The 21,636-nt window shown below is 58.7% G+C and carries 26 protein-coding genes; 14 read left to right on the forward strand and 12 right to left on the reverse strand.

The window, feature by feature from the left end:
- The 3 genes from GOV88_RS06370 to GOV88_RS06380 all read left to right on the forward strand — a co-directional run bounded on the left by GOV88_RS06370 (position 1) and on the right by GOV88_RS06380 (position 2,737).
- Positions 1-270 (forward strand): hypothetical protein, encoded by a 270-nt coding sequence (locus GOV88_RS06370; protein WP_171122588.1) that lies wholly within the window; start codon positions 1-3, stop codon positions 268-270.
- Positions 271-342: 72 nt separating this feature from the next.
- Positions 343-1,731 carry a dihydrolipoyl dehydrogenase gene (lpdA, locus tag GOV88_RS06375; protein WP_171239890.1) on the forward strand — a complete coding sequence of 463 codons (1,389 nt, stop codon included), beginning with the start codon at positions 343-345 and terminating at the stop codon, positions 1,729-1,731.
- Between the two features lie 157 nt (positions 1,732-1,888).
- On the forward strand, positions 1,889-2,737 hold the full coding sequence (locus GOV88_RS06380; RefSeq protein WP_171239891.1) for a DUF533 domain-containing protein: 849 nt from the start codon (positions 1,889-1,891) through the stop codon (positions 2,735-2,737).
- 9 nt (positions 2,738-2,746) lie between these two features.
- Here the strand turns inward: GOV88_RS06380 and GOV88_RS06385 are convergent, their stop codons facing one another.
- The 4 genes from GOV88_RS06385 to GOV88_RS06400 are packed head-to-tail and all read right to left on the reverse strand — an operon-like array spanning position 2,747 to position 5,652.
- Entirely contained in the window at positions 2,747-3,352 is a 606-nt protein-coding gene (locus GOV88_RS06385) for a pyridoxamine 5'-phosphate oxidase family protein (RefSeq protein WP_171239963.1), read from the reverse strand.
- Positions 3,339-4,079, reverse strand: a complete 741-nt coding sequence (locus GOV88_RS06390; protein WP_171239892.1) for a 1-acyl-sn-glycerol-3-phosphate acyltransferase — start codon at positions 4,077-4,079, stop codon at positions 3,339-3,341. Before GOV88_RS06390 ends, GOV88_RS06385 begins: the two co-directional genes overlap by 14 nt.
- Positions 4,079-4,978 (reverse strand): ABC transporter permease, encoded by a 900-nt coding sequence (locus tag GOV88_RS06395; protein ID WP_171239893.1) that lies wholly within the window; start codon positions 4,976-4,978, stop codon positions 4,079-4,081. The genes GOV88_RS06390 and GOV88_RS06395 overlap by 1 nt, the downstream gene beginning before the upstream one ends.
- Positions 4,975-5,652: an ATP-binding cassette domain-containing protein gene (locus tag GOV88_RS06400; protein ID WP_171211760.1), complete on the reverse strand. Its 678-nt coding sequence runs from the start codon at positions 5,650-5,652 to the stop codon at positions 4,975-4,977. Before GOV88_RS06400 ends, GOV88_RS06395 begins: the two co-directional genes overlap by 4 nt.
- Before the next feature lie 184 nt (positions 5,653-5,836).
- On the opposite strand from GOV88_RS06400, the gene GOV88_RS06405 reads away from it, so the two are divergent.
- Positions 5,837-6,613, forward strand: a complete 777-nt coding sequence (locus GOV88_RS06405) for a zinc-ribbon domain-containing protein (RefSeq protein ID WP_171239894.1) — start codon at positions 5,837-5,839, stop codon at positions 6,611-6,613.
- 9 nt (positions 6,614-6,622) lie between these two features.
- On the opposite strand, the gene GOV88_RS06410 is transcribed toward GOV88_RS06405, so the two are convergent.
- The 5 genes from GOV88_RS06410 to argH all read right to left on the reverse strand — a co-directional run bounded on the left by GOV88_RS06410 (position 6,623) and on the right by argH (position 12,337).
- On the reverse strand, positions 6,623-9,163 hold the full coding sequence (locus tag GOV88_RS06410; protein WP_254449178.1) for a TIGR02302 family protein: 2,541 nt from the start codon (positions 9,161-9,163) through the stop codon (positions 6,623-6,625).
- 37 nt (positions 9,164-9,200) lie between these two features.
- Positions 9,201-10,466 carry a diaminopimelate decarboxylase gene (gene lysA / locus GOV88_RS06415; RefSeq protein WP_171239895.1) on the reverse strand — a complete coding sequence of 422 codons (1,266 nt, stop codon included), beginning with the start codon at positions 10,464-10,466 and terminating at the stop codon, positions 9,201-9,203.
- Between the two features lie 65 nt (positions 10,467-10,531).
- On the reverse strand, positions 10,532-10,681 hold the full coding sequence (locus GOV88_RS06420; protein ID WP_171122604.1) for a hypothetical protein: 150 nt from the start codon (positions 10,679-10,681) through the stop codon (positions 10,532-10,534).
- An 85-nt stretch (positions 10,682-10,766) separates the two neighbouring features.
- Positions 10,767-10,949 carry an argininosuccinate lyase gene (locus GOV88_RS06425; RefSeq protein WP_171211757.1) on the reverse strand — a complete coding sequence of 61 codons (183 nt, stop codon included), beginning with the start codon at positions 10,947-10,949 and terminating at the stop codon, positions 10,767-10,769.
- Positions 10,949-12,337: an argininosuccinate lyase gene (gene argH, locus GOV88_RS06430; RefSeq protein WP_171239896.1), complete on the reverse strand. Its 1,389-nt coding sequence runs from the start codon at positions 12,335-12,337 to the stop codon at positions 10,949-10,951. Before argH ends, GOV88_RS06425 begins: the two co-directional genes overlap by 1 nt.
- Positions 12,338-12,358: 21 nt before the next feature.
- Here argH and GOV88_RS06435 point away from each other — a divergent pair, with 21 nt between their 5' ends.
- From GOV88_RS06435 to GOV88_RS06480, 10 genes are all read left to right on the forward strand, one after another.
- Positions 12,359-12,925, forward strand: coding sequence for a TlpA disulfide reductase family protein (locus GOV88_RS06435; protein WP_171211755.1), 567 nt, complete (start codon positions 12,359-12,361; stop codon positions 12,923-12,925).
- A 90-nt stretch (positions 12,926-13,015) separates the two neighbouring features.
- On the forward strand, positions 13,016-13,345 hold the full coding sequence (locus tag GOV88_RS06440) for a hypothetical protein (protein WP_171239897.1): 330 nt from the start codon (positions 13,016-13,018) through the stop codon (positions 13,343-13,345).
- A gap of 61 nt (positions 13,346-13,406) precedes the next feature.
- On the forward strand, positions 13,407-13,793 hold the full coding sequence (locus GOV88_RS06445) for a hypothetical protein (RefSeq protein WP_171122614.1): 387 nt from the start codon (positions 13,407-13,409) through the stop codon (positions 13,791-13,793).
- Complete coding sequence (locus tag GOV88_RS06450; protein WP_171122616.1) at positions 13,790-14,761, forward strand: sterol desaturase family protein; 972 nt, start codon at positions 13,790-13,792, stop codon at positions 14,759-14,761. Before GOV88_RS06445 ends, GOV88_RS06450 begins: the two co-directional genes overlap by 4 nt.
- Positions 14,762-14,851: 90 nt before the next feature.
- Positions 14,852-15,040, forward strand: coding sequence for a hypothetical protein (locus tag GOV88_RS06455; RefSeq protein WP_171124402.1), 189 nt, complete (start codon positions 14,852-14,854; stop codon positions 15,038-15,040).
- A gap of 99 nt (positions 15,041-15,139) precedes the next feature.
- Positions 15,140-15,973, forward strand: coding sequence for an EAL domain-containing protein (locus GOV88_RS06460; RefSeq protein ID WP_171239898.1), 834 nt, complete (start codon positions 15,140-15,142; stop codon positions 15,971-15,973).
- A 181-nt stretch (positions 15,974-16,154) separates the two neighbouring features.
- Complete coding sequence (locus GOV88_RS06465; RefSeq protein WP_171239899.1) at positions 16,155-17,330, forward strand: acetyl-CoA C-acetyltransferase; 1,176 nt, start codon at positions 16,155-16,157, stop codon at positions 17,328-17,330.
- Between the two features lie 186 nt (positions 17,331-17,516).
- Complete coding sequence (gene phbB, locus GOV88_RS06470) at positions 17,517-18,239, forward strand: acetoacetyl-CoA reductase (RefSeq protein ID WP_171122624.1); 723 nt, start codon at positions 17,517-17,519, stop codon at positions 18,237-18,239.
- Between the two features lie 300 nt (positions 18,240-18,539).
- The gene (locus GOV88_RS06475; protein WP_171239900.1) at positions 18,540-19,469 is read left to right on the forward strand and encodes a transcriptional regulator GcvA; all 930 of its coding nucleotides are present in this window, start codon (positions 18,540-18,542) and stop codon (positions 19,467-19,469) included.
- Between the two features lie 14 nt (positions 19,470-19,483).
- Positions 19,484-20,350, forward strand: coding sequence for a DMT family transporter (locus tag GOV88_RS06480; protein WP_171239901.1), 867 nt, complete (start codon positions 19,484-19,486; stop codon positions 20,348-20,350).
- Here the strand turns inward: GOV88_RS06480 and GOV88_RS06485 are convergent.
- The 3 genes from GOV88_RS06485 to GOV88_RS06495 all read right to left on the reverse strand — a co-directional run bounded on the left by GOV88_RS06485 (position 20,347) and on the right by GOV88_RS06495 (position 21,618).
- The gene (locus GOV88_RS06485) at positions 20,347-20,511 is read right to left on the reverse strand and encodes a YdcH family protein (RefSeq protein ID WP_170563647.1); all 165 of its coding nucleotides are present in this window, start codon (positions 20,509-20,511) and stop codon (positions 20,347-20,349) included. The genes GOV88_RS06480 and GOV88_RS06485 overlap by 4 nt on opposite strands.
- A 121-nt stretch (positions 20,512-20,632) precedes the next feature.
- Complete coding sequence (locus tag GOV88_RS06490) at positions 20,633-21,406, reverse strand: tRNA1(Val) (adenine(37)-N6)-methyltransferase (RefSeq protein WP_171239902.1); 774 nt, start codon at positions 21,404-21,406, stop codon at positions 20,633-20,635.
- A complete protein-coding gene (locus tag GOV88_RS06495; RefSeq protein ID WP_037316655.1) occupies positions 21,403-21,618 on the reverse strand; it encodes a DUF2007 domain-containing protein in 216 nt (71 codons plus the stop codon). Before GOV88_RS06495 ends, GOV88_RS06490 begins: the two co-directional genes overlap by 4 nt.
- Positions 21,619-21,636 lie beyond the last annotated feature (18 nt).

A 21,636-nucleotide genomic window follows, 5' to 3' on the forward strand; every position in this document is an offset into this window, starting at 1 on the left:
ATGGCGACTCATGTACTTTGGGAGGCTGACGTGGCGGACTTTGATGTCTGGCTGAAAGTCTTCCGCGAAGACCAAAAAATGCGAGAGGCCGCGGGAATCCGCGACCTCCACATCTGGAAAGACCCAGATCAGAAAGACCACGCAGTTGCGTTGTTCGAAATCACGGATCTGGAGCGCGCTCAGGACTTTATTGAATCTGAGGAACTGGCCATGCATCACGAGCGTGGCGGAGTTGCCCATATCAAAACAAAAATTCTGACACCGGTCTGACTATTGCCGGGTGCGCCATCCCATGATGGCCACCCGATTTAAATTTAACTCCTCAGGTTCTAGGAGAATAAAATGGCAAACTATGATGTCATCGTTATTGGCGCCGGCCCCGGCGGCTATGTCTGCGCGATCCGCTGCGCCCAGTTGGGTCTGAAGACCGCTGTCGTTGAAGGGCGTGAAACGTTGGGCGGCACCTGCCTGAACGTAGGCTGCATCCCATCGAAGGCATTGTTGCACGCATCGCACCAGCTTCATGAGGCCGAGCATAACTTTGCCAAGATGGGCCTGAAGGGCAAAAGCCCCTCGGTCGATTGGAAGCAGATGCAGGCCTATAAGGACGAGGTGATCGACGGTAACACCAAGGGCATCGAGTTTCTGTTCAAGAAGAACAAGATCGACTGGCTTAAGGGCTGGGGCTCAATCCCTGCCGCAGGTCAGGTCAAGGTGGGCGATGAGGTCCACGAGGCCAAGAACATCATCATCGCCTCAGGGTCCGAGCCGTCCTCGCTGCCGGGTGTCGAGGTGGACGAGAAAATCGTCGTGACTTCGACCGGTGCGTTGTCGCTGGGCAAAATCCCGAAAAAGATGGTTGTGATCGGCGCGGGCGTGATTGGGCTGGAGTTGGGCTCGGTCTATCAGCGTCTAGGCGCCGAGGTGACTGTGATCGAATTCCTCAACGAGATCACGCCGGGTATGGACCCCGAGGTACAAAAGACGTTCCAGCGGATTCTCAAGAAGCAGGGCCTGAAGTTCGTCATGGGCGCCGCCGTGCAAAAGACCGAAGCCACCAAGACCAAGGCCAAGGTCACCTACAAGCTGCGCAAAGATGACAGCGAGCACGTGATCGACGCCGACACCGTGCTGGTCGCCACCGGGCGCAAGCCGTTCTCGGATGGTCTGGGACTGGATGCTCTGGGCGTCGAGATGACGCCGCGCGGCCAGATCAAGGTTGGCAGTGATTGGCAGACCAACGTGCCCGGCATCTATGCCATCGGTGACGTGACCGAAGGCCCTATGCTGGCCCACAAGGCCGAAGATGAAGGCATGGCCGCCGCCGAGCAGGTCGCAGGCAAGCACGGCCATGTGAACTACGGCGTTATTCCCGGTGTGATCTACACTTGGCCCGAGGTCGCAAATGTCGGCGAAACCGAAGCCACGCTGAAAGAGGCGGGTCGCGCCTATAAGGTCGGCAAGTTCATGTTCATGGGCAATGGACGCGCCAAGGCGAACTTTGCCGCCGACGGTTTCGTCAAGATTCTGGCCGACAAGGAAACCGACCGCATTCTGGGCGCACATATCATTGGCCCCGCTGCAGGTGACCTGATCCACGAAGTCTGCGTCGCGATGGAGTTCGGTGCGTCGGCTGAAGACCTGGCCCTGACTTGCCACGCCCACCCGACCTACTCGGAAGCCGTGCGCGAGGCTTCGCTGGCCTGCGGGGACGGCCCAATCCATAGCTGACCTTTCAGCACTCAAAACATCAAAGGCGGGCCAAAGTGTCCGCCTTTTTTATTCCGCGACTCTGCCTTAGTTTTGCTCTCGCTTAGGTTGATCAACACCTTGTGACCGCTGGGCGCGTCCCTGCGGCTGGGATCGAACAAATTTTTTTGAGGCTGAAATGAGATTTCTTTCATTTTGCGCTGCGGCGCTGATTATCGCGTTATTTTTCGGAAAAGAGGCACAGGCGGGGCGCGCGGGTGACGTCTGGGGTACATCCGAGCAGATGACCCTGATTACCCCTACGGATATTGAAGACAACAACGGTCAAAATCTGTCGTTGTGCCATCTGACCAAGAAAACGCACATCATGTTCGCCGGGGTTTGGCGCAGCTCTATCGGCTATGTGATGGCGCCGAATAAATGCGACAGCGACAGTTATTACAACATGCCCGCAGACAGGCTGGAGCTTGGGAAAGCACTGGGAGACTTTCCTTCGGACTTGCCAGCGCAACCCAAAATGTCGCGTGCGGACATGGTGTCCGGCTTTTGGGGCTTGGGCGCAATCGCCGTTCTTCTTATTTTGGCCGGAGCAAAAAAGGCGGGGCAATCCAAGCGCACGAAAGAACGCTATGCGGAAATGGGCACAGCAAATCCCGCAGCGTTGCAGGCAATGGATGCGATGTGTCACGCTGCAAAAGCGGACGGCTCGCTTGATGCGGCGGAAATTTCAACGATGGCCAACATCGCCCAGCAGATGACGGGTGAAACCTTTGATGAATCCCGTATTCGCCGCATATACAATATGGCCGAGGCCAAACCAACGGATGCGCAATTTGCAGCCTTTGGCCGTGGGCTGACTGCCGATCAGAAACGCATGGTCATGCAAGCCACGCTGATGATCGTGGGCGCAGATGGCGATCTGGACAAGGCTGAAACAGTGTTTATTCACAAACTGGCCAAGGGTCTCGGCATCAGCGTGGACGAGGTCAAGGCGATGTTCCAGAACATGACCGCTCAACCCGCCTGATCTGCGGATTTACCACATCGTTTTCGCGGCTCGTGCTTGCCATTCCTGATCATAGCGCGCGCCGCCCTCTTCTCCGCTTGAGGCCTCAGCTAGAATTTCGCCGATAGTGGGAAGGTTGGCGCTTTCGTCACCGCTGTTCCAGGTGCGCGCCCGGATAAGCGCGCGGGCGCATTGTGTGTAGACCTCGGCGATGTCGACAACGATCACCGTCGCTGGACGTTTGCCGTTTTTCTCAAACCGCCCTGTCAGAGCCTTGTCTGCCGTCAGTCGGGCCGTGCCATTCACACGTACGACATTGTTTGACCCCGGCACCATGAACATCAGGGAAACGCGCGGGTCGCGCACGATGTTGCGCAGGCTGTCCAGCCGGTTGTTGCCCCGCCAGTCGGGCATCGCCAGCGTTTTGTCATCCAGTTCCAGAACCACGGGCCCGTCATCTCCGCGCGGGCTGCCATCCACACCTTCCGGACCGACTGTGCTGAGGACGCACAAGCGCGACGCCATGATCCATTTTCGGTACAAAGGGGTCATCCGGTCCGCCACTTTGCGTAGGGATGGCGCACCTGGCGTACCATAGAGGCTTTCGAGCGTTTCTATGTCCTCAATGAACTCCATCTGGATCAAACCCCACTTCCCGCATCAACGCATCTGAACGCGTTTCGATTGCCTCTTCCAGTCGGGTCAGAAACGCCTCCCGCTCGACACCCGGCTCGATCGGGTCCAGGAAATCGACAATCGCCAGACCGGGTTTTCGCATCACCCCGGTCCGAGGCCAGAAAACTCCGGCGTTAGTAGCCGCCGGAACACAGGCAAAACCCAACCCTTCGTATAGCACTGCGGCACCAACCTTATAGGGTTTCCGCGCGCCGGGGGCGACACGCGTGCCTTGCGGATAGATGACCAACTGACCCGGCTCGGCAAACTCTGTCGCGACGTCCTTTACCATCTTGGCCACCGCTACGCCTTTCTTGCCGCGATTCACCGGGATACACCCAAGCCGACGAGCGTAAAGACCAATCATCGGAGTCCATAGCAATTCCCGCTTCATGATGAACTTTCCATGCGGGACCGCGTGGAAGATTATCATGATATCCAGAAACGACTGGTGTTTGGCCCCGATTACCACTTCATCCACGGGCACCGTGCCGCGAACTTCGAAGCGAATACCAACCATCCAACGTGCCAGCCATAGGGTTGTGCGGGCGTACAGCTTGCAGGCCTGCAACGCGCCTTTCTTGGCAAACAGGGCGTAAGGCGCAAAGACAATGCCCAGAACCAACATCCAAGCGTAAATCACGATCATGAAAATCAACGATCGAATCCACTGTATCGCATCAGCCATCACGAAAGCTCCGTCAATTTGCGGGTTGCCGCGGTCCAAGTGGCCAGAAACGCAACTGCGGCTCCCATAAGGGGGATAAGTAACGGCAGAAACCAACCCAGCCCCTGAAACCCGAGGCCGGTCAGGAACCCACCCTCATCCGAGGCTTCGGGCAGCAGCAAGACCCCTGTCATCCCAAGCACAACGCCGACCAAGGCACCAAAGAACGCGCGATACGTGAACCGACGCACGAAAGCATTTGCGATGAACCTGTCGCGCGCGCCCACAAGCCGCAGAACTTCGATAATCTGCGCATTGGCCGCAAGTGACGCGTTTGCAGCCAATGTGATCATGGCCGCCGTCGCAACACCGATCAGCAGGATTGAAATCCACCCCAGCCGTCGCAGCGACGTCGCCGCATCGACCAGTGGCTCGCGCCAACGGGTATGGTCATCCAGCACAGCGCCCGGCACCTCGGCCCCAAGCCGCAAGCGAAGGCCGATTACATCCAGCCCTGGCGCGCCCTCGATAATCTCGATCAGTTGCGGGACGGGCAGCGTATCCAATGGCAGGTCCGGGCCGAACCACGGAGACAGCAGGGCCAATTGCTCATCCGATGTCAAAGCCCGCGCAGATGCAACTCCGGGCGTTTGCGACAGCACCGTCAACGCGGCCTCGGTCTGCGCGGCAAGCTGATCGGACGGGGCATTGATGCGCAACGTAGCGGCCCCTGCCAGCTCGGTCGCCCAACGGTCCGCCAGTCGCCCCGATGCCAGTGACAGGGCCAGTGCAAACACCGCAAGGAAAGCCATCGCGCCTGAGACAAACACTGTAAGCTGCGCCGTATACCCCGTTGGGGGAACAACGCGATCAGCCCGCTTGTCCCGTTTCAGCAGATTGCGAATGGTACCCTCGCTCATAGATCTGCTCCGGCCAGTTGGACCTGTCGTTGCGAGATGCGCAACACACGCGCCTGAACCTGGCTTTTGGCCGCCCGGATGAGGCTAAGGTCATGGGTGGCGATCAAAACAGTTTTTCCCATCTTGTTCAGCTCCACCAATAGACGCAGCAGACGCTGGGACATCTCCCAATCGACGTTCCCGGTGGGCTCGTCCGCCAGCACGACATCCGGCGACAGGATCACTGCCCGGGCCAGGGCTGCGCGTTGACGCTCACCACCGGACAGTTCGGGCGGAACCGCGTCTTGCCGCGTGCCAAGCCCGACCCAGTTCAACAACTCGGTCAAGTCCTGCTGCTGCGCAGATTCGGCACGGCCCGACACCATCAGCGGCAGGGCCACGTTCTCGGCCAATGTCATGTGATCCAAAAACCGGCAATCCTGATGCACGACTCCGATCCGGCGGCGCAGCAACGCCATTTGATCGCGGTCCAGCGTGGCAACATCTTGCTCAAATGCCTTAAGCTGGCCTGAGGTCGGCAACAGCGCCCCATAGCAGAGTTTCAAAAGGGTCGTCTTACCCGCCCCCGACGGCCCGGTCAGAAAATGGAACGAACCCGGGTTCAACTGTAGGGAAACATCGCTCAGCAATGCCCCTCCACCATAGGTATAGCTGACGTTTTCCAGCTCGATCACAGGCGCCCCCCGGTTATTCTGTTGTTCTTCTTGCCCGAGCATGGTGACGGTTTCAATGCCTGCACCGGGTCGAATTGGTGACACTTGCGGCGTGAAACCGAAAACACTCTTTGCTGTCAGGTCTTAACGGAATATCATTCCTGAAAAAACTATCATCAGGTCAATACTATGGCCGGGAGGCAGCATGCGTCTTACTTGTCCGAATTGCGGTGCCCAATACGAGGTGCCAGACGAGGTTATCCCTTCAGAGGGGCGTGACGTTCAATGCTCCAACTGCGAAAAAACATGGTTCCAAAGCAAAAAACCAGAACCCGTGGCCACGCCCGAACCAGCGAAACCCGAAACCGGCACGACTGAGAAAACCCCGGCAGAACCTGCGCTGGAACCACCGCAAAAACCTGCAGCGGACGCGGAACCGGATACCCCAACGGCCGAGGACAAACCGTCCGAGGACTCAGCGTCGGGCAACGTTGATCCTGCCGTAGCGAACATCCTGAAAGAGGAAGCCGCGCGTGAGGCTGACCTGCGCGCGAAAGAAGCTGAAACTCTGGAAACGCAGCCCGATTTGGCGCTAGACGCGCCTCCAGAGCCTGAGCCAGAGCAGGCAATCAAGGACCTGACGGCAAGGGAAACGGCCGAGGATGCCGGTCAGAAAGACGCGCTTCCCGATGTCGACGCAATCAATTCCTCGCTGCGTAGCGAAGAACCCGCACCCAAGAAAAAAAAGAAAAAGAAAAAAGAGGTGGAACTGGTACCGCGCAAGTCTGGCGGTGGGTTCCGGCGTGGTTTCCTGCTGATGATCATCATTGGCGTTATCCTGTTCCTGATCTACGGCAACGCACAACGCATTTCCGAGGCCGTACCGCAGGCTGATCCTGTCCTTGATGGCTATGTGACACTTGTCGATCAGGCACGCGTTTGGCTTGAGGCGCAGACCGGAGCCGGCACACCGCAGAACTGACCTGTCGCGTTAGAACCGCTCCAGCAGTCGCTTGAGATATTCCAGTTCAATCTCAGGCCGGTCCGATTCTCCGGTCCGGCGGCGGATTTCGTCCAGCAATTCCCGTGCCCGGCGATAGACATCTTCGCCCTGCAGCAGGTTGTCATCGGTTGAAATCGACCCTGCTGCACCCGGGCTACGACCCAGAGGATCGCGATTGTTGGCCTGCATGTCGCCTTCCTGCGCGCCTTGACCGGGCTGGTTCTGCTGGTTCTGGGCTAACGCCTCACCCAGTGAACGCATACCTTCGCGCAGGGCTTCCATCGCCTCGGACTGGCGATCAATCGCCTCGGCCAGATCGTCACCGCGCAGCGCTTGCTCGGCCTCGTCCATGGCGCGGCCCGCACGACCCAGCGCGTCGCGGGCAGATTCGCCCTCGGGCGTTCCAGCGCCGGGCAAGTTCTGTTGCTGCCGACCAAGCTCATCGCGCAAGGCTTGCTGGCGATCGGCCAGCGATCCCTGACCCTGCTGACCTTCTCCGGCCTGATCCGAACCCTGACCCTGACCACCTTGGCCTTCGTGGCTTTCGCCGCGGCCCTGACCCCCATTTCGGCCTTCATTGCCCTGATTTTCACCAGCTTGCGCGCCGGGATTGAACTGTTCCTGCAAATCGCGGAAAGCCTGATCGCTCAGCCCCTGCTGTTCGCGCAGCGTCTCGGCCAGACCTTCCATCGCCTGCTGGCCTTCGGACTGCTGGCCCTGACCCTGACCTTGCGTGATGCGCATGTTTTCCATCATCTGCTGGAACTCTTCCAACGCCTGCTGCGCCTCGGCCATACGGCCCTGTTCCATCAGTTCCTGAATACGGTCCATCATGCGCTGCAGGTCGTCCTGCGTCATTTGCATGGTTTCGCCGTTCTGACCTTGCTGACCTTCCTCACCGCCATTTTCCTGCGCCAACCGCTGAAGCTGCCGCATATAATCCTGCGTAGCCTCGCGCAGTTCTTGCATCAACTCGGCGATTTCTTCATCGGTTGCGCCGTTCTGCATCGCCTCGGTCAGGCGTTCCTGCGCGCGACGCATCCGTTCCAACGCATCCGCCAGCGTTCCTTCCTCGATCAGAACCGCCAGATCCCACAGGGACTGAGCAATCTCAGCCTGCTGTTTCGGTTTCAGGCCGTATTCGGTGAATGTCTCAAGCCGCCGAAGCGTCACGCGCAACCGCAGATAGGCCGTATCCGATCGGAACACGTCTTCGGGCAAATGAGACACTGCCCGCAAAAGCTGCGCAACGCGCGTGGCGTTCTCGCGTGTCCATAGCAGATCGCGCCGCTGTTCGATTATCGCCGCCGCCAAGGGATCGAAAAAACGACGGGCAGGCAGCGCCGTCATATACGGCTCGGACTGCGTTTCCTGATCTGCGGCATCGCGCGCGGTCAGAGTGATTTTGACAGGCAGATGCGCCCAGGGGTGTTCCGAGAAATCCTCGATAAAGTCCTCGATAAAGTCGGTGCGATCCCCTGTAATCGGCATCGGCAATTCAACGGAAATTACATCGCGTGGTTCTGGCTCAAGCGTCAGACCATAACGGCGGTCAACAGAGGCAAGGTCGAGTTCGATGGTGGCCGAACCGGATTGAACGCCATAGTCATCACCAGCCGCAAAGGGCAGCTTCATCTGCCCTCCAGCTTCGGCCTCGGCTATATCCGCAACGGCAATCTGGGGCGGCGCGTCCGCTATGATATCCAGCGTCCAATCTCGTCCAGAAGGACCATCAATCCTCAATAGCCCGGACCGGTCAGCAACAAATTCCTGCTCGGGCGCGGTTGCAGCTTCGGTCCCCAGCGGAGTGGTTGTTTCGGTAAGGCTGTGCGCACCGACCTCGCCATAAAAGCGAAGCGTTACCCGGCTGCCCTGCGGGATCGACAGCGTTGGGTCGGATTGATCGGCCAGATAGAGCGTCGGTAGGCCGGTGTATCTTGGCGGCTCTACCCAGCCTTCCCAACTTGGCCCCTGCCCTGCCATCGCGGCCCCCGGTGTCATCTCGGCCACCGATCCGATGCGCCAGAACGACCCGAACAAGGCAGCGATCACCAAGGCCAGCAGCGCCGAATAGCGCAGGGCATAGGGGTCGCGATCCGCAAGGCGCAAGTTTGGCTTGACCGGCTCGGCCTGTGCCGCACGCTGGGCCATCCGGTTTTGGTGCGCGCGCCACAAAGCGACAGAGTCCGCATCCATCGCGCCAATTGCCTGACTGTCCATAAGCGCCTGAATAGGTCGGCCCGGAAGGGTCTCATCCAGACGCATCAACGCTTCGGCCCGGGACGGAAGATGGAATCGCCTTGCCCCCAAAGCCAGCGCAGCCAAAAGACCCAGCACCGAAAGTGATCCGACGATCCAGACGGTTTCAACCGTCACAAGATCTTGCAGGCCCAGCATTAACGCGGCCAAAATCACCATAAGTACAGAAAAAAACGGCCAAAAAGCACGCCATACTCGCTCGGCCAGCATCCCTGCATGCGTCAGCAGCAGGGACAGTCTTGGGATCGGCAAGGTCGGTCTTGTGCGCAAGGCGGGCCTCCGTCAACGGGCCCGCGCGCCTATCGCGTCAAAGCCACTCTGGTATGGTATCGCGGTTTATCATTTCGTCAAAGCTTGGGCGTTCACGAATTACGGCGAATTGATCGCCATGCACCAGAACTTCGGGGATCAGAGGGCGCGTATTGTATTCGCTGGCCATCACCGCACCATAGGCCCCGGCGCTGCGGAAGGCGACCAGATCGCCCGGCGCAAGCGGCGGCATGCTGCGCTGTTTGGCGAATGTATCGCCGGTTTCGCACACGGGGCCCACGATGTCATAGAGTTGCTGTTCCACCCCCGGCGCGGGTTCATTCACGGCGACGATATCGTGATGCGCCTCGTACATTGCGGGGCGGATCAGGTCGTTCATGGCCCCGTCGAGGATCAGGAAATCACGGCCTTCACCCGATTTCACGTAGATTACTTTGCTGACCATCAGCCCCGCATTGCCCGCAATCAGGCGGCCGGGCTCGATCTCGATCTCGCACCCCAGATGGCCCAGCGTTTTCTGGATCAGCGCGCCATATTCCACCGGCAGCGGCGGCGCATCATTCACGCGAGTATAGGGGATACCCAAGCCTCCGCCCAGATCCAGACGACGGATATTGTGACCTTCGGCGCGCAGCTGCTCGGTCAACTCGGCGACTTTGGTATAGGCTAGCTCGAACGGTTCCAGCTCGGTCAGCTGCGAGCCGATATGAACATCGATGCCGATCACCTCCAACCCCGGCAGGCTGGCTGCTTGGGCATAAACCTCGGACGCGCGGGCGATCGGGATGCCGAACTTGTTTTCCGACTTGCCGGTGGCGATCTTGGCGTGGGTCTTGGCGTCCACATCCGGGTTCACCCGCACGGTGATCGGTGCCACAACGCTCAGTTCCAGCGCAATCGCGTTGATCACTTCCATTTCAGGTTCGGATTCCACGTTGAACTGGCGGATACCGCCGGTCAGCGCCGTGCGAATCTCATCCGCCGTTTTGCCAACACCCGAGAATACGATCTTGTCGCCTGGCACGCCTGCGGCCTTGGCCCGCAGATACTCCCCGCCCGAGACCACATCCATCCCCGCGCCCGCCTGCGCCAGCGTCTTCAGGATCGCCTGATTGCTGGCCGCTTTCATCGCATAGCAGACAAGGTGGTCCATGCCGTCCAGCGCATCATCAAACAGCTTGAAATGCCGCAGCAGGGTCGCTGTGGAATAGACATAGAAAGGGGTTCCGACGCTCGCGGCGATTTCGGAGATTGGGACATCCTCGGCGAAAAGCGCGCCGTCGCGATATAGAAAGTGATCCATACCCGCGCGCTTAGACCAAAAAGGGCGCGCGGATCAATGGATTCTGCGCGCGCCCTTGCGTTGCATTAGTTGGATGTTGAAACGCCGACCCGTCCGTAGCCGGAAATCTTGATCCCTGACCCGCCCGAGTTGGTCTCGGGCTCTGGGCGCGGGTTGTACGAAGGATCACACGCCGCCAGAACGGCAAGCGACAGGATCAGGCCAATAGTTTTCATTCGTGTCTCTTCGGAGTTAAGGCGCCAAAGCGCCAGTTACCGGGTGCAAATGGGCGCGGAGCCAGAGAATTGCAATCTTCGTTCGTCAGCGGCCCAGGTAAATTCCCAACCCGCCGCGTTGCAGACCAATTCCGCCACCCACATGCGTGCCGCTGCTGCCGACGCCGATATTGGCGTTCATCGTCGGTTGAATCGGCTCGCCGTCCGCGCCGCACCCGACCAGTACCGCTCCGAGCGAGACCAAAAGCAAAACTCGCATGATCTGCATTACACCAACGCCTTCCACCGCTTGATCTGGGCACGCACCTGATCCGGGGCTGTGCCGCCGTAGGACTGACGCGAGTTTACCGAGTTTTCGACGGTAAGAACAGAATAGACATCCTCGGTGATATCCGCGTGAACCGATTGCATGTCTTCCAGCGTCAGGTCAGGCAAATCGCAGCCCTTGCTTTCGGCCATCGCGACCAACGAACCGGTGACGTGGTGCGCGTCGCGGAATGGCAGGCCCAGCACCCGCACCAGCCAATCGGCCAGATCGGTCGCGGTCGAGAACCCAGACCCCGCCGCAGCCGCCAGACTGTCGCGGTTGGCGGTCATGTCCTTGACCATCCCCTCCATCGCAGCCAGCGCCAGCATCCAGTTGTCGGCGGCGTCAAAGACCTGTTCCTTGTCTTCCTGCATGTCCTTGGAATAGGCCAGCGGCAGACCCTTCATCACCATCATCAGCGCGGTGTTCGCGCCGTAGATACGGCCAACTTTGGCGCGGATCAGCTCGGCCGCATCGGGGTTTTTCTTTTGCGGCATGATCGACGAGCCGGTCGAGAACCGATCCGACAGCGTGACAAATCGGAACTGGGCCGAAGACCAGATCACCAGCTCTTCGGCAAAGCGCGAAAGATGGACGGCGCAAATCGAAGCCGTCGACAGGAATTCCAACGCAAAGTCACGATCGCTGACCGCATCTAGCGAGTTCGCGGCGGGGCGGTCAAAGCCCAGCGCCTGCGCGGTCATGTCCCGATCAATTGGGAAGGACGTTCCGGCCAGCGCTGCAGCACCCAAGGGGGATTCGTTCATCCGTGCGCGCGCATCTCGCACACGCGACAGGTCACGGCCAAACATCTCGACATAGGCCATCATGTGATGGCCCCAAGTGACTGGTTGCGCCGTTTGCAGATGGGTGAAACCGGGCATGACCCAATCAGCCCCGGCCTCGGCCTGTGTCAGCAGCGCGCGGATCAGGGCCAGCAGGCCGGTTTCGGCGGCATCAAACTGATCGCGGACCCAGAGTTTGAAATCCGTCGCGACCTGATCGTTTCGCGAACGCCCTGTGTGCAAACGGCCTGCGGGTTCTCCGATCACCTCTTTCAGGCGCGCTTCGACATTCATGTGGATGTCTTCCAGCGCGGTTGAAAACTGAAACGAACCGGACTGAATTTCTGACAAGACTGTGAGCAGCCCTTCCCGAATGGCCTGCGCATCACTATCACTTATGACGCCTGTGGCAGCCAGCATGGCGGCATGGGCGCGCGAGCCTGCGATGTCTTGGGCTGCCATCCGCTGATCGAACCCGATCGAGGCATTGATTGCCTCCATGATCGCGTCTGGACCGGCGGCAAAGCGGCCGCCCCACATCTGGTTCGAGGATTGATCGGTCATGTAAGAAAACCCGGAGTTGATATGCGCCTATTTCGTCTGATCCCCCTTTATATGGCCCTTGCGCTGGGTGCAAATGCGGCTTTGGCTGCGGATGTCGAATCTCTGAAGCCGCTCCGTGACGGCACGCTGAAACGGCTGATCCTGCACAAAGAACCCAAACCTCATGAGTTGGTCGAATTCCAGCTTGAAGATGACGGCGGCACCGCAACGCTGGCGGATTACAATGGCAAGTATGTTCTGGTGAACTTCTGGGCCACGTGGTGCGCCCCTTGCCGTAAGGAAATGCCCCAGATTGCTGAACTGCAGGAAGAGTTCGGCGGCGACAAGTTCGAGGTTGTCACCCTGGCCACAGGCCGCAACTCGGCCGCCGGGATCAAGAAGTTCTTCGAGGAAAACGGCATCGATAACTTGCCCCGCCATCAGGATGCGGGCTCGGCTGTTGCGCGTGAGTTCGGTGTGATTGCCTTACCGATTACCGTGATCCTGGATCCCAATGGCGACGAGATCGCCCGGCTTATCGGAGATGCCGAGTGGAATTCAGACAGCGCGAAAGCGATTATCGCGGCTCTGGTGGGTGCGGAAAGCTAGGCCCAACGCACCAAACTCCATTCTGTGCTAAACTAAGACCGGCCCCAACGGGCCGGTTTTCGTTTGTAACCTGCAGAAAGGGAGACGGCGATGAAACCGGTAGTCTTACTGATTGGCCGTTTGCCAAATGTGATCGGTGATGTTGCGCAGCAATTGGACCATATGCCCATTCAATGGCTCGGCGCGCATGATCAGGACGAAGTCAGGCGGCAACTGGATGCCGAACCGCAGATTGCCTGCGCCATAATTGGAGCAGGGCTGGACGACAAAATACGTGGCGAACTGGTTGGAATAATTGCGTCACGCAGGCCGGATATCTGTATCCACCTCAAAGATCGGGCCTCCGGTCCCGAAGGGTTGGTCCCGTTCGTCAGACGCGTTGTTCAACACGAAGTCTTGACCGACGCCCCGGCAAGCTGACGCGACGCCACCTTTGACAGTTTCCGCCGGGATTTGCACTCTGCCCGTCGGGAGGAAGGCTATGCCGCTTGAATTACTGCTGGTTCTGGTGGTTGGAGGAATCGCCGGGATCACGTTGATGATGCATCTCTCGGGCAAATCCCGTGTGCGTACTCTGACGCCGGAAAGCGCGCGGTCGGAATGGCTGCGCCATGTGCCGGATGATGACATCATAGATGTGACAGTGGCCCATGATGGCCATAGCGCGCTGATCCGCACCCCTTCTGGTAGCGGGCTGGTGTGGTCCTTTGGCGCAGACACTGTGGCCCGTCATTTGCTGGACTTTGACTGGATGGACCATCCGGACGGATTTGAAGTCTTTTTCCACGAATTCGGCACACCCAAAGTCCTTGTCCGCCTAGACGAATTCGAACGCCAGCACTGGCAACTTCTGTTGGAGCCTGCATGACCGATCAAGTTACATTTCCAGACGCCGTGCAATGGGCCATTCCCTTTTTCATTGCCGCCATTCTGGCCGAATTCATATGGATCGCCGTGAAAGGCAAAGGGGGCCGGTACGAGACCCGGGATTCTGTCACTTCGTTGATCATGGGGGCCGGCAATATCGCCTCGGATCTCATGGTGGGGTTCTTGATATGGGCCGGGTTCATGTGGCTTTGGCAAATCACTCCGCTGAATCTGGGCACGTCGATCCCGGTGATTATCCTGTGCTTCGTGCTGGATGATCTCCGGTATTACTGGGTGCACCGTTTCGGTCATCGCATCCGCTGGGTCTGGGCCAGCCATGTGAACCACCACAGTTCGCAGCACTACAACCTGACAACGGCGTTGCGACAGACCTGGACCTATTCATTCACCTTCATGATGGTCGTTCGTTCACCATTGATCCTGCTGGGGTTCCACCCTGCAATGGTGCTGTTCTGCGGCGGTGTGAACCTCGTCTACCAGTTCTGGATTCACACTGAAGCCATAAAGAAAATGCCCCGCTGGTTCGAGGCCGTAATGAACACCCCTAGCCATCACCGCGCCCACCATGGCCGCAACGCACGCTATCTCGATTGCAACTATGCGGGCACCTTCATCATCTGGGACAAACTGTTTGGCACCTTCGTCCCCGAGCAGGAAGACGACAAAGTCGATTATGGTCTGGTTCACAACATCGGCACGTTCAACCCTTTGCGGGTCGCCTTCCATGAATGGGTCGGTATCTGGCGTGACGCCACGCAACCGGGGCTGACAGTGCGGCAGCGGCTTGCCTATTGCTTCGCGCCTCCGGGCTACAGCCACGACGGAAGCCGCGACAACTCGGAACAGATCAAAGCCAAGCACATTGCCCGCCATCCCGAAGATCGCGGGTCGCCCGGATTTGAACAATTCGAAACAGAAATGCCCAATTCGCAGGCAAAGCGCGTCTGACGCCTCCACCCAACTTATGTCTGATCTTGAAATGTGATGCGCGCAATCCATATCAACGGGATACGCGAAACACACAGCAGGAGGCAGGACATGACCCGATTTATGACCGCATCGACCATATTGGGTCTGACTGGTTTGCTGGTTGCAATGTTCGCCGCGTTAAGCGGAGCGTTGCCCCTGTTGATTGCAATTGGGTTTTCCATGTTGGCGCTTGGCTTTACCGGAGCCGTAATCGGGGCCGCTGCGTCTCTGGGGCGAGCTTGGGAAGCGGCACGATAACGCTGACGCACGGATCATTCCCACCCACCGTTAACTGCAAATTCACGAGTATGCCTTGAAATCGAAACCTGACCTATGGCGGCAGGGATTGGCAGACTCATGCAGGACAAAACACTGGCAGACATGCCCGAGGGGGCGGAAAACCCCCTGAATGCGGCCGTCACTTCGCGCGATGCGACGGCGGTACAAATGGCCTCCGAAGCGATAAAGCACAAACAATGCAAACTGGCTTTCCAACCCGTTATACAGGCCAGCCCTCCGCACGGCGTCGCATTTTATGAGGCGTTCATCAGGGTTCTGGACGAAACAGGCCGGGTGATCCCTGCGCGTGAATTCATGCCGCAACTGGAAAAGACTTCAATCGGTCGTGAAGTGGACTGCGTCGCGCTTGAGATGGGATTGCGCACGCTGGCCCGGAATCCCGACATCCGAATGTCGATTAACATGTCCGCACGTTCGATCGGGTATGGGCGATGGTCCCGCGTGATGGAACGGTTTCTCAAGAAGGACGTTAGCATAGGTGAGCGCTTGATTTTGGAAATTTCGGAAAGCTCGGCCATGACCTTGCCTGATCTTGTGGTCGACTTCATGGACCGTATGCAGCCTCGGGGGGTTGCGTTTGCACTGGATGATTTTGGCGCCAGCAATTTCAGCTTTCGTCATTTCCGCGAGTTCCTGTTCGATGCGGCCAAAATAGATGGCCAATTTGTCCGCGGCATCAGCACCAACCCTGACAATCAGGCACTGGTGCGCGCCCTGATCGCCGTCGCGCGTGAGTTTGAAATTCTGGTCACCGCCGAATCGGTAGAAACCAGAGAAGACGCGGAATTCCTTATCGCTAACGGCGTTGACTGCCTTCAGGGTTTTTTGTTCGGCTCGCCTTCGATCAAGTCTCCGTGGAAGGCGGAAAAAACACCTAAAACAGCAAGTTAACCGGGAACAATCCGCCCAAACCCCGCCTGAGACAAGCTGACCATTGCTGCAACTGCAGCATTGCGCTATTCCAAGTGCAGTTGGAGCGGGGGATCACGAGGCGCTCTTTCTGTCAGGGGCCACCCCTGCGACCTGCGCCGTCATGTTTCCCACAGAACCTTGATGGTAAAGGATTGTCTTAATGACCAACGTAGTAATTGCATCCGCAGCACGCACAGGCGTCGGCAGCTTCGGCGGATCATTCGCCAACACCCCTGCCCATGACCTCGGCACGGCAGTTCTTGAGGCCGTGGTTGAGCGTGCCGGAATCGAAAAAGGCGAAGTCAGTGAAACCATCATGGGTCAGGTACTGACCGCCGCGCAGGGTCAGAACCCCGCGCGTCAGGCGCATATCAACGCCGGTCTACCCAAAGAAAGCGCCGCCTGGGGCATCAACCAAGTCTGCGGTTCGGGCCTGCGGGCGGTTGCGCTGGGCGCGCAACACATCCAGTTGGGCGATGCGGATATCGTCGCCGCCGGTGGCCAGGAAAACATGACCCTGTCCCCCCACGCCGCTGCGCTGCGAGCTGGTCACAAGATGGGCGACATGAAATACATCGACACCATGATTCGCGATGGTCTGTGGGATGCGTTCAACGGCTACCACATGGGTCAGACCGCTGAAAACGTGGCCGAGAAATGGCAGATCAGCCGCGATGCGCAGGACGAATTCGCAGTCGCCAGCCAGAACAAAGCCGAGGCCGCGCAAAAAGCCGGCAAGTTCGCTGACGAGATCACGCCCTTTACCATCAAGACCCGCAAGGGCGACATCGTGATGGACAGCGACGAATACATCCGCCAAGGCGCAACGATGGAGGCGATGGCCAAGCTGCGCCCCGCGTTCACCAAGGACGGCTCGGTCACGGCGGCGAATGCGTCCGGTCTGAATGACGGTGCGGCGGCGACCCTGCTGATGTCGGCCGAGAATGCGGAAAAACGCGGGATTGAGCCTCTGGCCCGCATCGCATCTTATGCCACCGCGGGTCTGGACCCGTCGATCATGGGCGTCGGCCCGATCTATGCATCGCGCAAGGCGCTGGAAAAAGCCGGCTGGTCGGTTGACGATCTGGATCTGGTCGAGGCCAACGAAGCCTTCGCCGCACAGGCCTGCGCCGTCAACAAGGACATGGGCTGGGACCCGTCGATCGTGAATGTGAATGGTGGCGCGATTGCCATCGGCCACCCGATCGGTGCCTCGGGCTGCCGGGTTCTGAACACGCTTCTGTTCGAAATGAAGCGCCGCGACGCGAAAAAGGGTCTCGCGACCCTCTGCATCGGCGGCGGCATGGGCGTCGCCCTGTGTGTGGAGCGCGACTAAGTGGCTTGAAACCCGAATACAAAGGGGCGTCCGGTGGGCGCCCTTTTTTGTTACACTGGGGCCTGCCCCACAGATGCGACGATATTACCGTGCGGAACTTCAAAATTCAGAGCGAAATAATATTGCGCAAGATCACCTCTCAAAGTAACAGCATTACCAAGACAATATGAATTGGAGGAGTCCTAAATGGCACGTACAGCACTCGTCACCGGCGGTTCCCGCGGCATCGGCGCAGCAATTTCCAAGGCGCTCAAGGCTGAAGGATACAATGTTGCAGCCACCTATGCCGGCAATGACGAAGCCGCAGCAAAATTCACCGAGGAAACCGGCATCGCCACGTACAAATGGAATGTTGCCGACTATGACGAGTCCAAGGCTGGGATCGAAAAGGTCGAGGCCGAGGTCGGCCCGATCGACATCGTGGTCGCCAACGCAGGCATCACCCGCGATGCGCCGTTCCACAAGATGACCCCGGAACAGTGGCATCAGGTAATCGACACCAACCTGACAGGTGTGTTCAACACCGTGCACCCGGTCTGGCCTGGAATGCGCGAGCGCAAGTTCGGCCGCATCATCGTCATCAGCTCGATCAACGGTCAGAAAGGCCAGTTCGCGCAAGTGAACTATGCCGCGACCAAGGCAGGCGATCTGGGCATCGTGAAATCCCTCGCGCAAGAAGGCGCGCGCGCAGGCATCACCGCAAACGCGATCTGCCCCGGCTACATCGCAACCGAGATGGTCATGGCGGTCCCTGAAAAAGTACGTGATTCCATCGTTGCGCAAATCCCGGCTGGTCGCCTGGGTGAGCCCGAGGAAATCGCACGCTGCGTTGCGTTCCTGGCGTCGGACGATTCTCAATTTATCAACGGCTCGACCATTTCGGCCAACGGTGCACAGTTTTTCGTCTAATCCGAACACAGAAACAAAAAACGGGCCGGTCTCTTTAGACCGGCCCTTCTTTTATCCCGTAAGGACGCGCGCGCTGCGTTCAGCGGGAACCAAAAAGCCAGTTCATGGCCTGCTTAAGCATCTTACCGCGTTCAGCATGGGCCCGCTGAAAGGCGCGGGCGGCTGCGGGGTTTGTTGTCATCTCGATCATGGCAGACATCCTTTCAGTTCAGCTTTGTTTGACTTGAGCTGAATATGCGCCTTATCAATGTTGGCGACAAACGAGCTTTCTGCGAACTTCAGTTAAGAATTTCTTATGCTATGAGCGACTACCTTCCCCCTCTGACCGCGTTGCGCGCCTTTGATGCCGCCGCGCGCCATATGTCCTTTGCGAAAGCCGCCGAAGAACTGCATGTCACTCCTGCGGCCCTGTCCTTTCAGATCAAATCACTTGAGGAACATCTGGGCCGCCCTTTGTTTCGCCGCCTAAACCGAGCCGTCGAACTGACCGAGGCTGGGCGCGCACTGGCACCCGGCGCGGCCGAGGGCTTTGCCGCTTTACAGGCCGCCTGGCAGGCGGCCCGAAGGCAGGGAAACGATACCAGCCTGACCGTGACCGCAGGCCCGGCTTTGACCGCCAAGTGGCTTGCCCCGCGCCTTTATGAATTTGCGCGGGCGCATCCTGAGATTGACCTCAAATTCTCGGCCACCTTGCGCAATATGGATCTGGAGCGTGACGACGTAGATGTGGCAATCCGGTTTGGCTATGGCGATGACGAGGGATTATATTCCCTGCCCGTGCGCAAAGAATGGCTGACGCCAGTCATGACACCTGAAATGGCCGAACGGTATGCAACGCCCGACAGCCTGAAAGACGCCCCCCTGATTTTTGACGACTCGATTGCGTTTCTCCAACCGCCCAGTGACTGGCCCACATGGTTTCGGGCGGTCGGCGTAAATTATGCGCCCACACATGGCGCGCATTTTTCGAATGCAGACCACGCGATCGACGCAGCGGTTGCGGGGGTTGGGGTTGTGCTTGGTCGCCGCGCGATGATCATCAAAGACCTGACCGAAGGGCGCTTGGTCGCACCGTTCAAGACGGCCATCGAAACGCGGGGGCGGTTTCGTTTTTTGTGCCTCCCGGGGGCAGAGAACCGCCCCCAAATCGCCGCCTTCCGGGATTGGTTCATGGACGAGATTGAAAAAACCGCGCATATCTCGGATGAATTCGAAATCATTCCGGTGTAAGAGGTCCCTGCCCTATGACAAGAACCCGTGCGACAGGGATCGGATTTACCGCGGTCCTGCTGTGGTCTTTGCTTGCCTTGTTCACGGTAGGATCTGCGCCCACACCGCCATTGCAGCTAAACGCTATATGTTTCTCAATCGGCGGCACGCTTGGATTAATCTGGACCTGGGCCAACGGTGGCCTGTCTCAGCTTCGAAACGTGCGCTGGACAACCTACCTGTTCGGAACGATCGGGCTATTTGGCTACCACGCGCTGTATTTCTCGGCCTTGCGCATGGCACCTGCGGCCGAGGCTGGCTTAATCGCATATCTCTGGCCCTTGCTGATTGTCCTCTTTTCAGGGCTGTTGCCCGGCGAGAACCTACGACTGGGGCATCTGTTCGGTGCCTGTCTGGGGTTCGCCGGGGCCGCTGTGATCATTGCCGGGGGCGGAAGTGCAGGATTCCAATCGGATCACCTGCCGGGATACGCCCTGGCCCTGTTATGCGCGCTGACATGGTCCGGCTATTCGGTATTGTCCCGGCGCTTGGGCGACACGCCGACAAGCTCAGTCGCCGTGTTCTGCGTTGCTACGGCCATAGCGTCCGCTTTACTGCATCTGGCCGTTGAAGAGACCGTGTGGCCGGACACAGCGACAAGCTGGGTTTCCGTGCTGGCCTTGGGTCTGGGGCCGGTGGGACTGGCGTTTTATGTCTGGGATATAGGGGTTAAACAAGGCGACATTCAGATTCTGGGAACGGCGTCCTACGCGGCACCCTTGTTGTCTACGCTTATTTTGGTTGTGGCCGGGATCGCGGCCCCCTCGTGGGGATTGGCGATCGCGGCCGTTTTAATTACGAGCGGCGCGACCATCGCGGCCCGCGCCAGTATGAGCAGTTAACTGGACAGGCGCTCGATCTCTTCTTTCAGTTTCAGCTTCTGTTTCTTGAGTTGAGCGATATGGAGATCATCGATACCTGGCGAGCGTTGGGCTTGTTCTACTTCGAGACCGAGAGTTTCGTGCTTTTTCTTCAGTTCCGTCAGATGTGCGCTCACGCTCATGGCGATACTCCTTTGTTGGTGTCTCAGGTTTACGTATGAAGTTGATCACATCGTTTCCAGCCTGTCACGCTGCAGACGCACAGAATCTGTAATAAATCCGACAAGTTCGGCTGGTTAATGCCTATCGGTCCGGGAAACAGGCCAGCGCTGCGCCATCGCGCAACACCGAAGATACGTGCGGCGTATAGCTTTCCCCGTCTTTTTCGTGGCGCTCTCCTGCGTGCAAAATCAGGGGTGCATGCAGTTGGAAAGCTGCGCGCCCCCCCTTTTTTGCCCGCAAAATCACCAGCTCGGTCTTGCGCCCGGACCGGGCTGACAGCGGCACAACTTCGATTGATCCCAGCCGCCCAGAACACGAGGTCAGCATTTCCGGCAACCGATCCGCCTTTTGGATCATGTGTAGGGAACCCTTCGGCGCAAGGCGTTTGGCTGCAGCGTCAAACCAAAGGTCCAGCGGTGTATCTCCGCCCAATGCGACGCTTCGTCCCTGATCCACGGACGGGCTATGCGCCCCGACACGGTAATAGGGCGGATTGGCGATCACATGATCAAACTGACGCTGTTTCAGGTCCGACGGCATGGCCGTCAGGTCCGCTTGAATAACTTCCAGCCGTGCGGCGTTTTCAACAGCGTTCCGACGAGCCAGATCAGCATATGGCGCTTGTAATTCCACCCCGACAGCCTGCAACCCCGGCACACGTGCCATCAGCGACAGCACCGCTGCCCCAGCCCCGCAGCCCAACTCCAGCACGCTTTGGCCCTGTTTTGCCGGAACACAAGCGGCCAGCAGGATCGGGTCCACCCCGGCGCGGTATCCGCCACGAGGTTGCCACAGGCGCACACGGCCACCCAAAAAGTCATTCAGGGTCAGGTCATCATCGTCAAACAGGGTCATCGGCCCAACGGAATTTCATTGTCACGCATCACGCGCTCGGCCCGCGTCAGGTCATCGGCCCGGACCATCAGGCGGCGCGGGAAAATTCCTATGCCACCTTCGAGGATGCTCATATTTACGTCCATCTGAAAGCAGTCTATATCCTCGCCTTCAAGAAGGGCGGATGCAAACGCCAGGATCGTTGGATCGGTGCTGCGCAAAAGTTCTTTCATGGGGATGGATGTAAGGGC

Origin of the sequence: Ruegeria sp. HKCCA5491, from assembly GCF_013034565.1 — a bacterium.
Classification (GTDB): Bacteria; Pseudomonadota; Alphaproteobacteria; order Rhodobacterales; family Rhodobacteraceae; genus Ruegeria.

Excerpts from the sequence above, each read along its gene's own strand:
- GOV88_RS06440 (WP_171239897.1), top strand. The coding sequence starts at position 13,016 with ATGAAACCGGTAGTCTTACTGATTGGCCGTTTGCCAAATGTGATCGGT.
- GOV88_RS06435 (WP_171211755.1), top strand. The coding sequence starts at position 12,359 with ATGCGCCTATTTCGTCTGATCCCCCTTTATATGGCCCTTGCGCTGGGT.
- GOV88_RS06405 (WP_171239894.1), top strand. The coding sequence starts at position 5,837 with ATGCGTCTTACTTGTCCGAATTGCGGTGCCCAATACGAGGTGCCAGAC.
- GOV88_RS06490 (WP_171239902.1), bottom strand. The coding sequence starts at position 21,406 with ATGACCCTGTTTGACGATGATGACCTGACCCTGAATGACTTTTTGGGT.
- argH (WP_171239896.1), bottom strand. The coding sequence starts at position 12,337 with ATGACCGATCAATCCTCGAACCAGATGTGGGGCGGCCGCTTTGCCGCC.
- GOV88_RS06460 (WP_171239898.1), top strand. The coding sequence starts at position 15,140 with ATGCAGGACAAAACACTGGCAGACATGCCCGAGGGGGCGGAAAACCCC.
- GOV88_RS06455 (WP_171124402.1), top strand. The coding sequence starts at position 14,852 with ATGACCCGATTTATGACCGCATCGACCATATTGGGTCTGACTGGTTTG.
- GOV88_RS06425 (WP_171211757.1), bottom strand. The coding sequence starts at position 10,949 with ATGCAGATCATGCGAGTTTTGCTTTTGGTCTCGCTCGGAGCGGTACTG.
- GOV88_RS06370 (WP_171122588.1), top strand. The coding sequence starts at position 1 with ATGGCGACTCATGTACTTTGGGAGGCTGACGTGGCGGACTTTGATGTC.
- GOV88_RS06420 (WP_171122604.1), bottom strand. The coding sequence starts at position 10,681 with ATGAAAACTATTGGCCTGATCCTGTCGCTTGCCGTTCTGGCGGCGTGT.
- GOV88_RS06485 (WP_170563647.1), bottom strand. The coding sequence starts at position 20,511 with ATGAGCGTGAGCGCACATCTGACGGAACTGAAGAAAAAGCACGAAACT.
- GOV88_RS06480 (WP_171239901.1), top strand. The coding sequence starts at position 19,484 with ATGACAAGAACCCGTGCGACAGGGATCGGATTTACCGCGGTCCTGCTG.
- lpdA (WP_171239890.1), top strand. The coding sequence starts at position 343 with ATGGCAAACTATGATGTCATCGTTATTGGCGCCGGCCCCGGCGGCTAT.
- GOV88_RS06465 (WP_171239899.1), top strand. The coding sequence starts at position 16,155 with ATGACCAACGTAGTAATTGCATCCGCAGCACGCACAGGCGTCGGCAGC.
- GOV88_RS06475 (WP_171239900.1), top strand. The coding sequence starts at position 18,540 with ATGAGCGACTACCTTCCCCCTCTGACCGCGTTGCGCGCCTTTGATGCC.
- GOV88_RS06445 (WP_171122614.1), top strand. The coding sequence starts at position 13,407 with ATGCCGCTTGAATTACTGCTGGTTCTGGTGGTTGGAGGAATCGCCGGG.
- GOV88_RS06395 (WP_171239893.1), bottom strand. The coding sequence starts at position 4,978 with ATGAGCGAGGGTACCATTCGCAATCTGCTGAAACGGGACAAGCGGGCT.
- GOV88_RS06380 (WP_171239891.1), top strand. The coding sequence starts at position 1,889 with ATGAGATTTCTTTCATTTTGCGCTGCGGCGCTGATTATCGCGTTATTT.
- GOV88_RS06390 (WP_171239892.1), bottom strand. The coding sequence starts at position 4,079 with ATGGCTGATGCGATACAGTGGATTCGATCGTTGATTTTCATGATCGTG.
- GOV88_RS06385 (WP_171239963.1), bottom strand. The coding sequence starts at position 3,352 with ATGGAGTTCATTGAGGACATAGAAACGCTCGAAAGCCTCTATGGTACG.
- GOV88_RS06495 (WP_037316655.1), bottom strand. The coding sequence starts at position 21,618 with ATGAAAGAACTTTTGCGCAGCACCGATCCAACGATCCTGGCGTTTGCA.
- GOV88_RS06450 (WP_171122616.1), top strand. The coding sequence starts at position 13,790 with ATGACCGATCAAGTTACATTTCCAGACGCCGTGCAATGGGCCATTCCC.
- phbB (WP_171122624.1), top strand. The coding sequence starts at position 17,517 with ATGGCACGTACAGCACTCGTCACCGGCGGTTCCCGCGGCATCGGCGCA.
- lysA (WP_171239895.1), bottom strand. The coding sequence starts at position 10,466 with ATGGATCACTTTCTATATCGCGACGGCGCGCTTTTCGCCGAGGATGTC.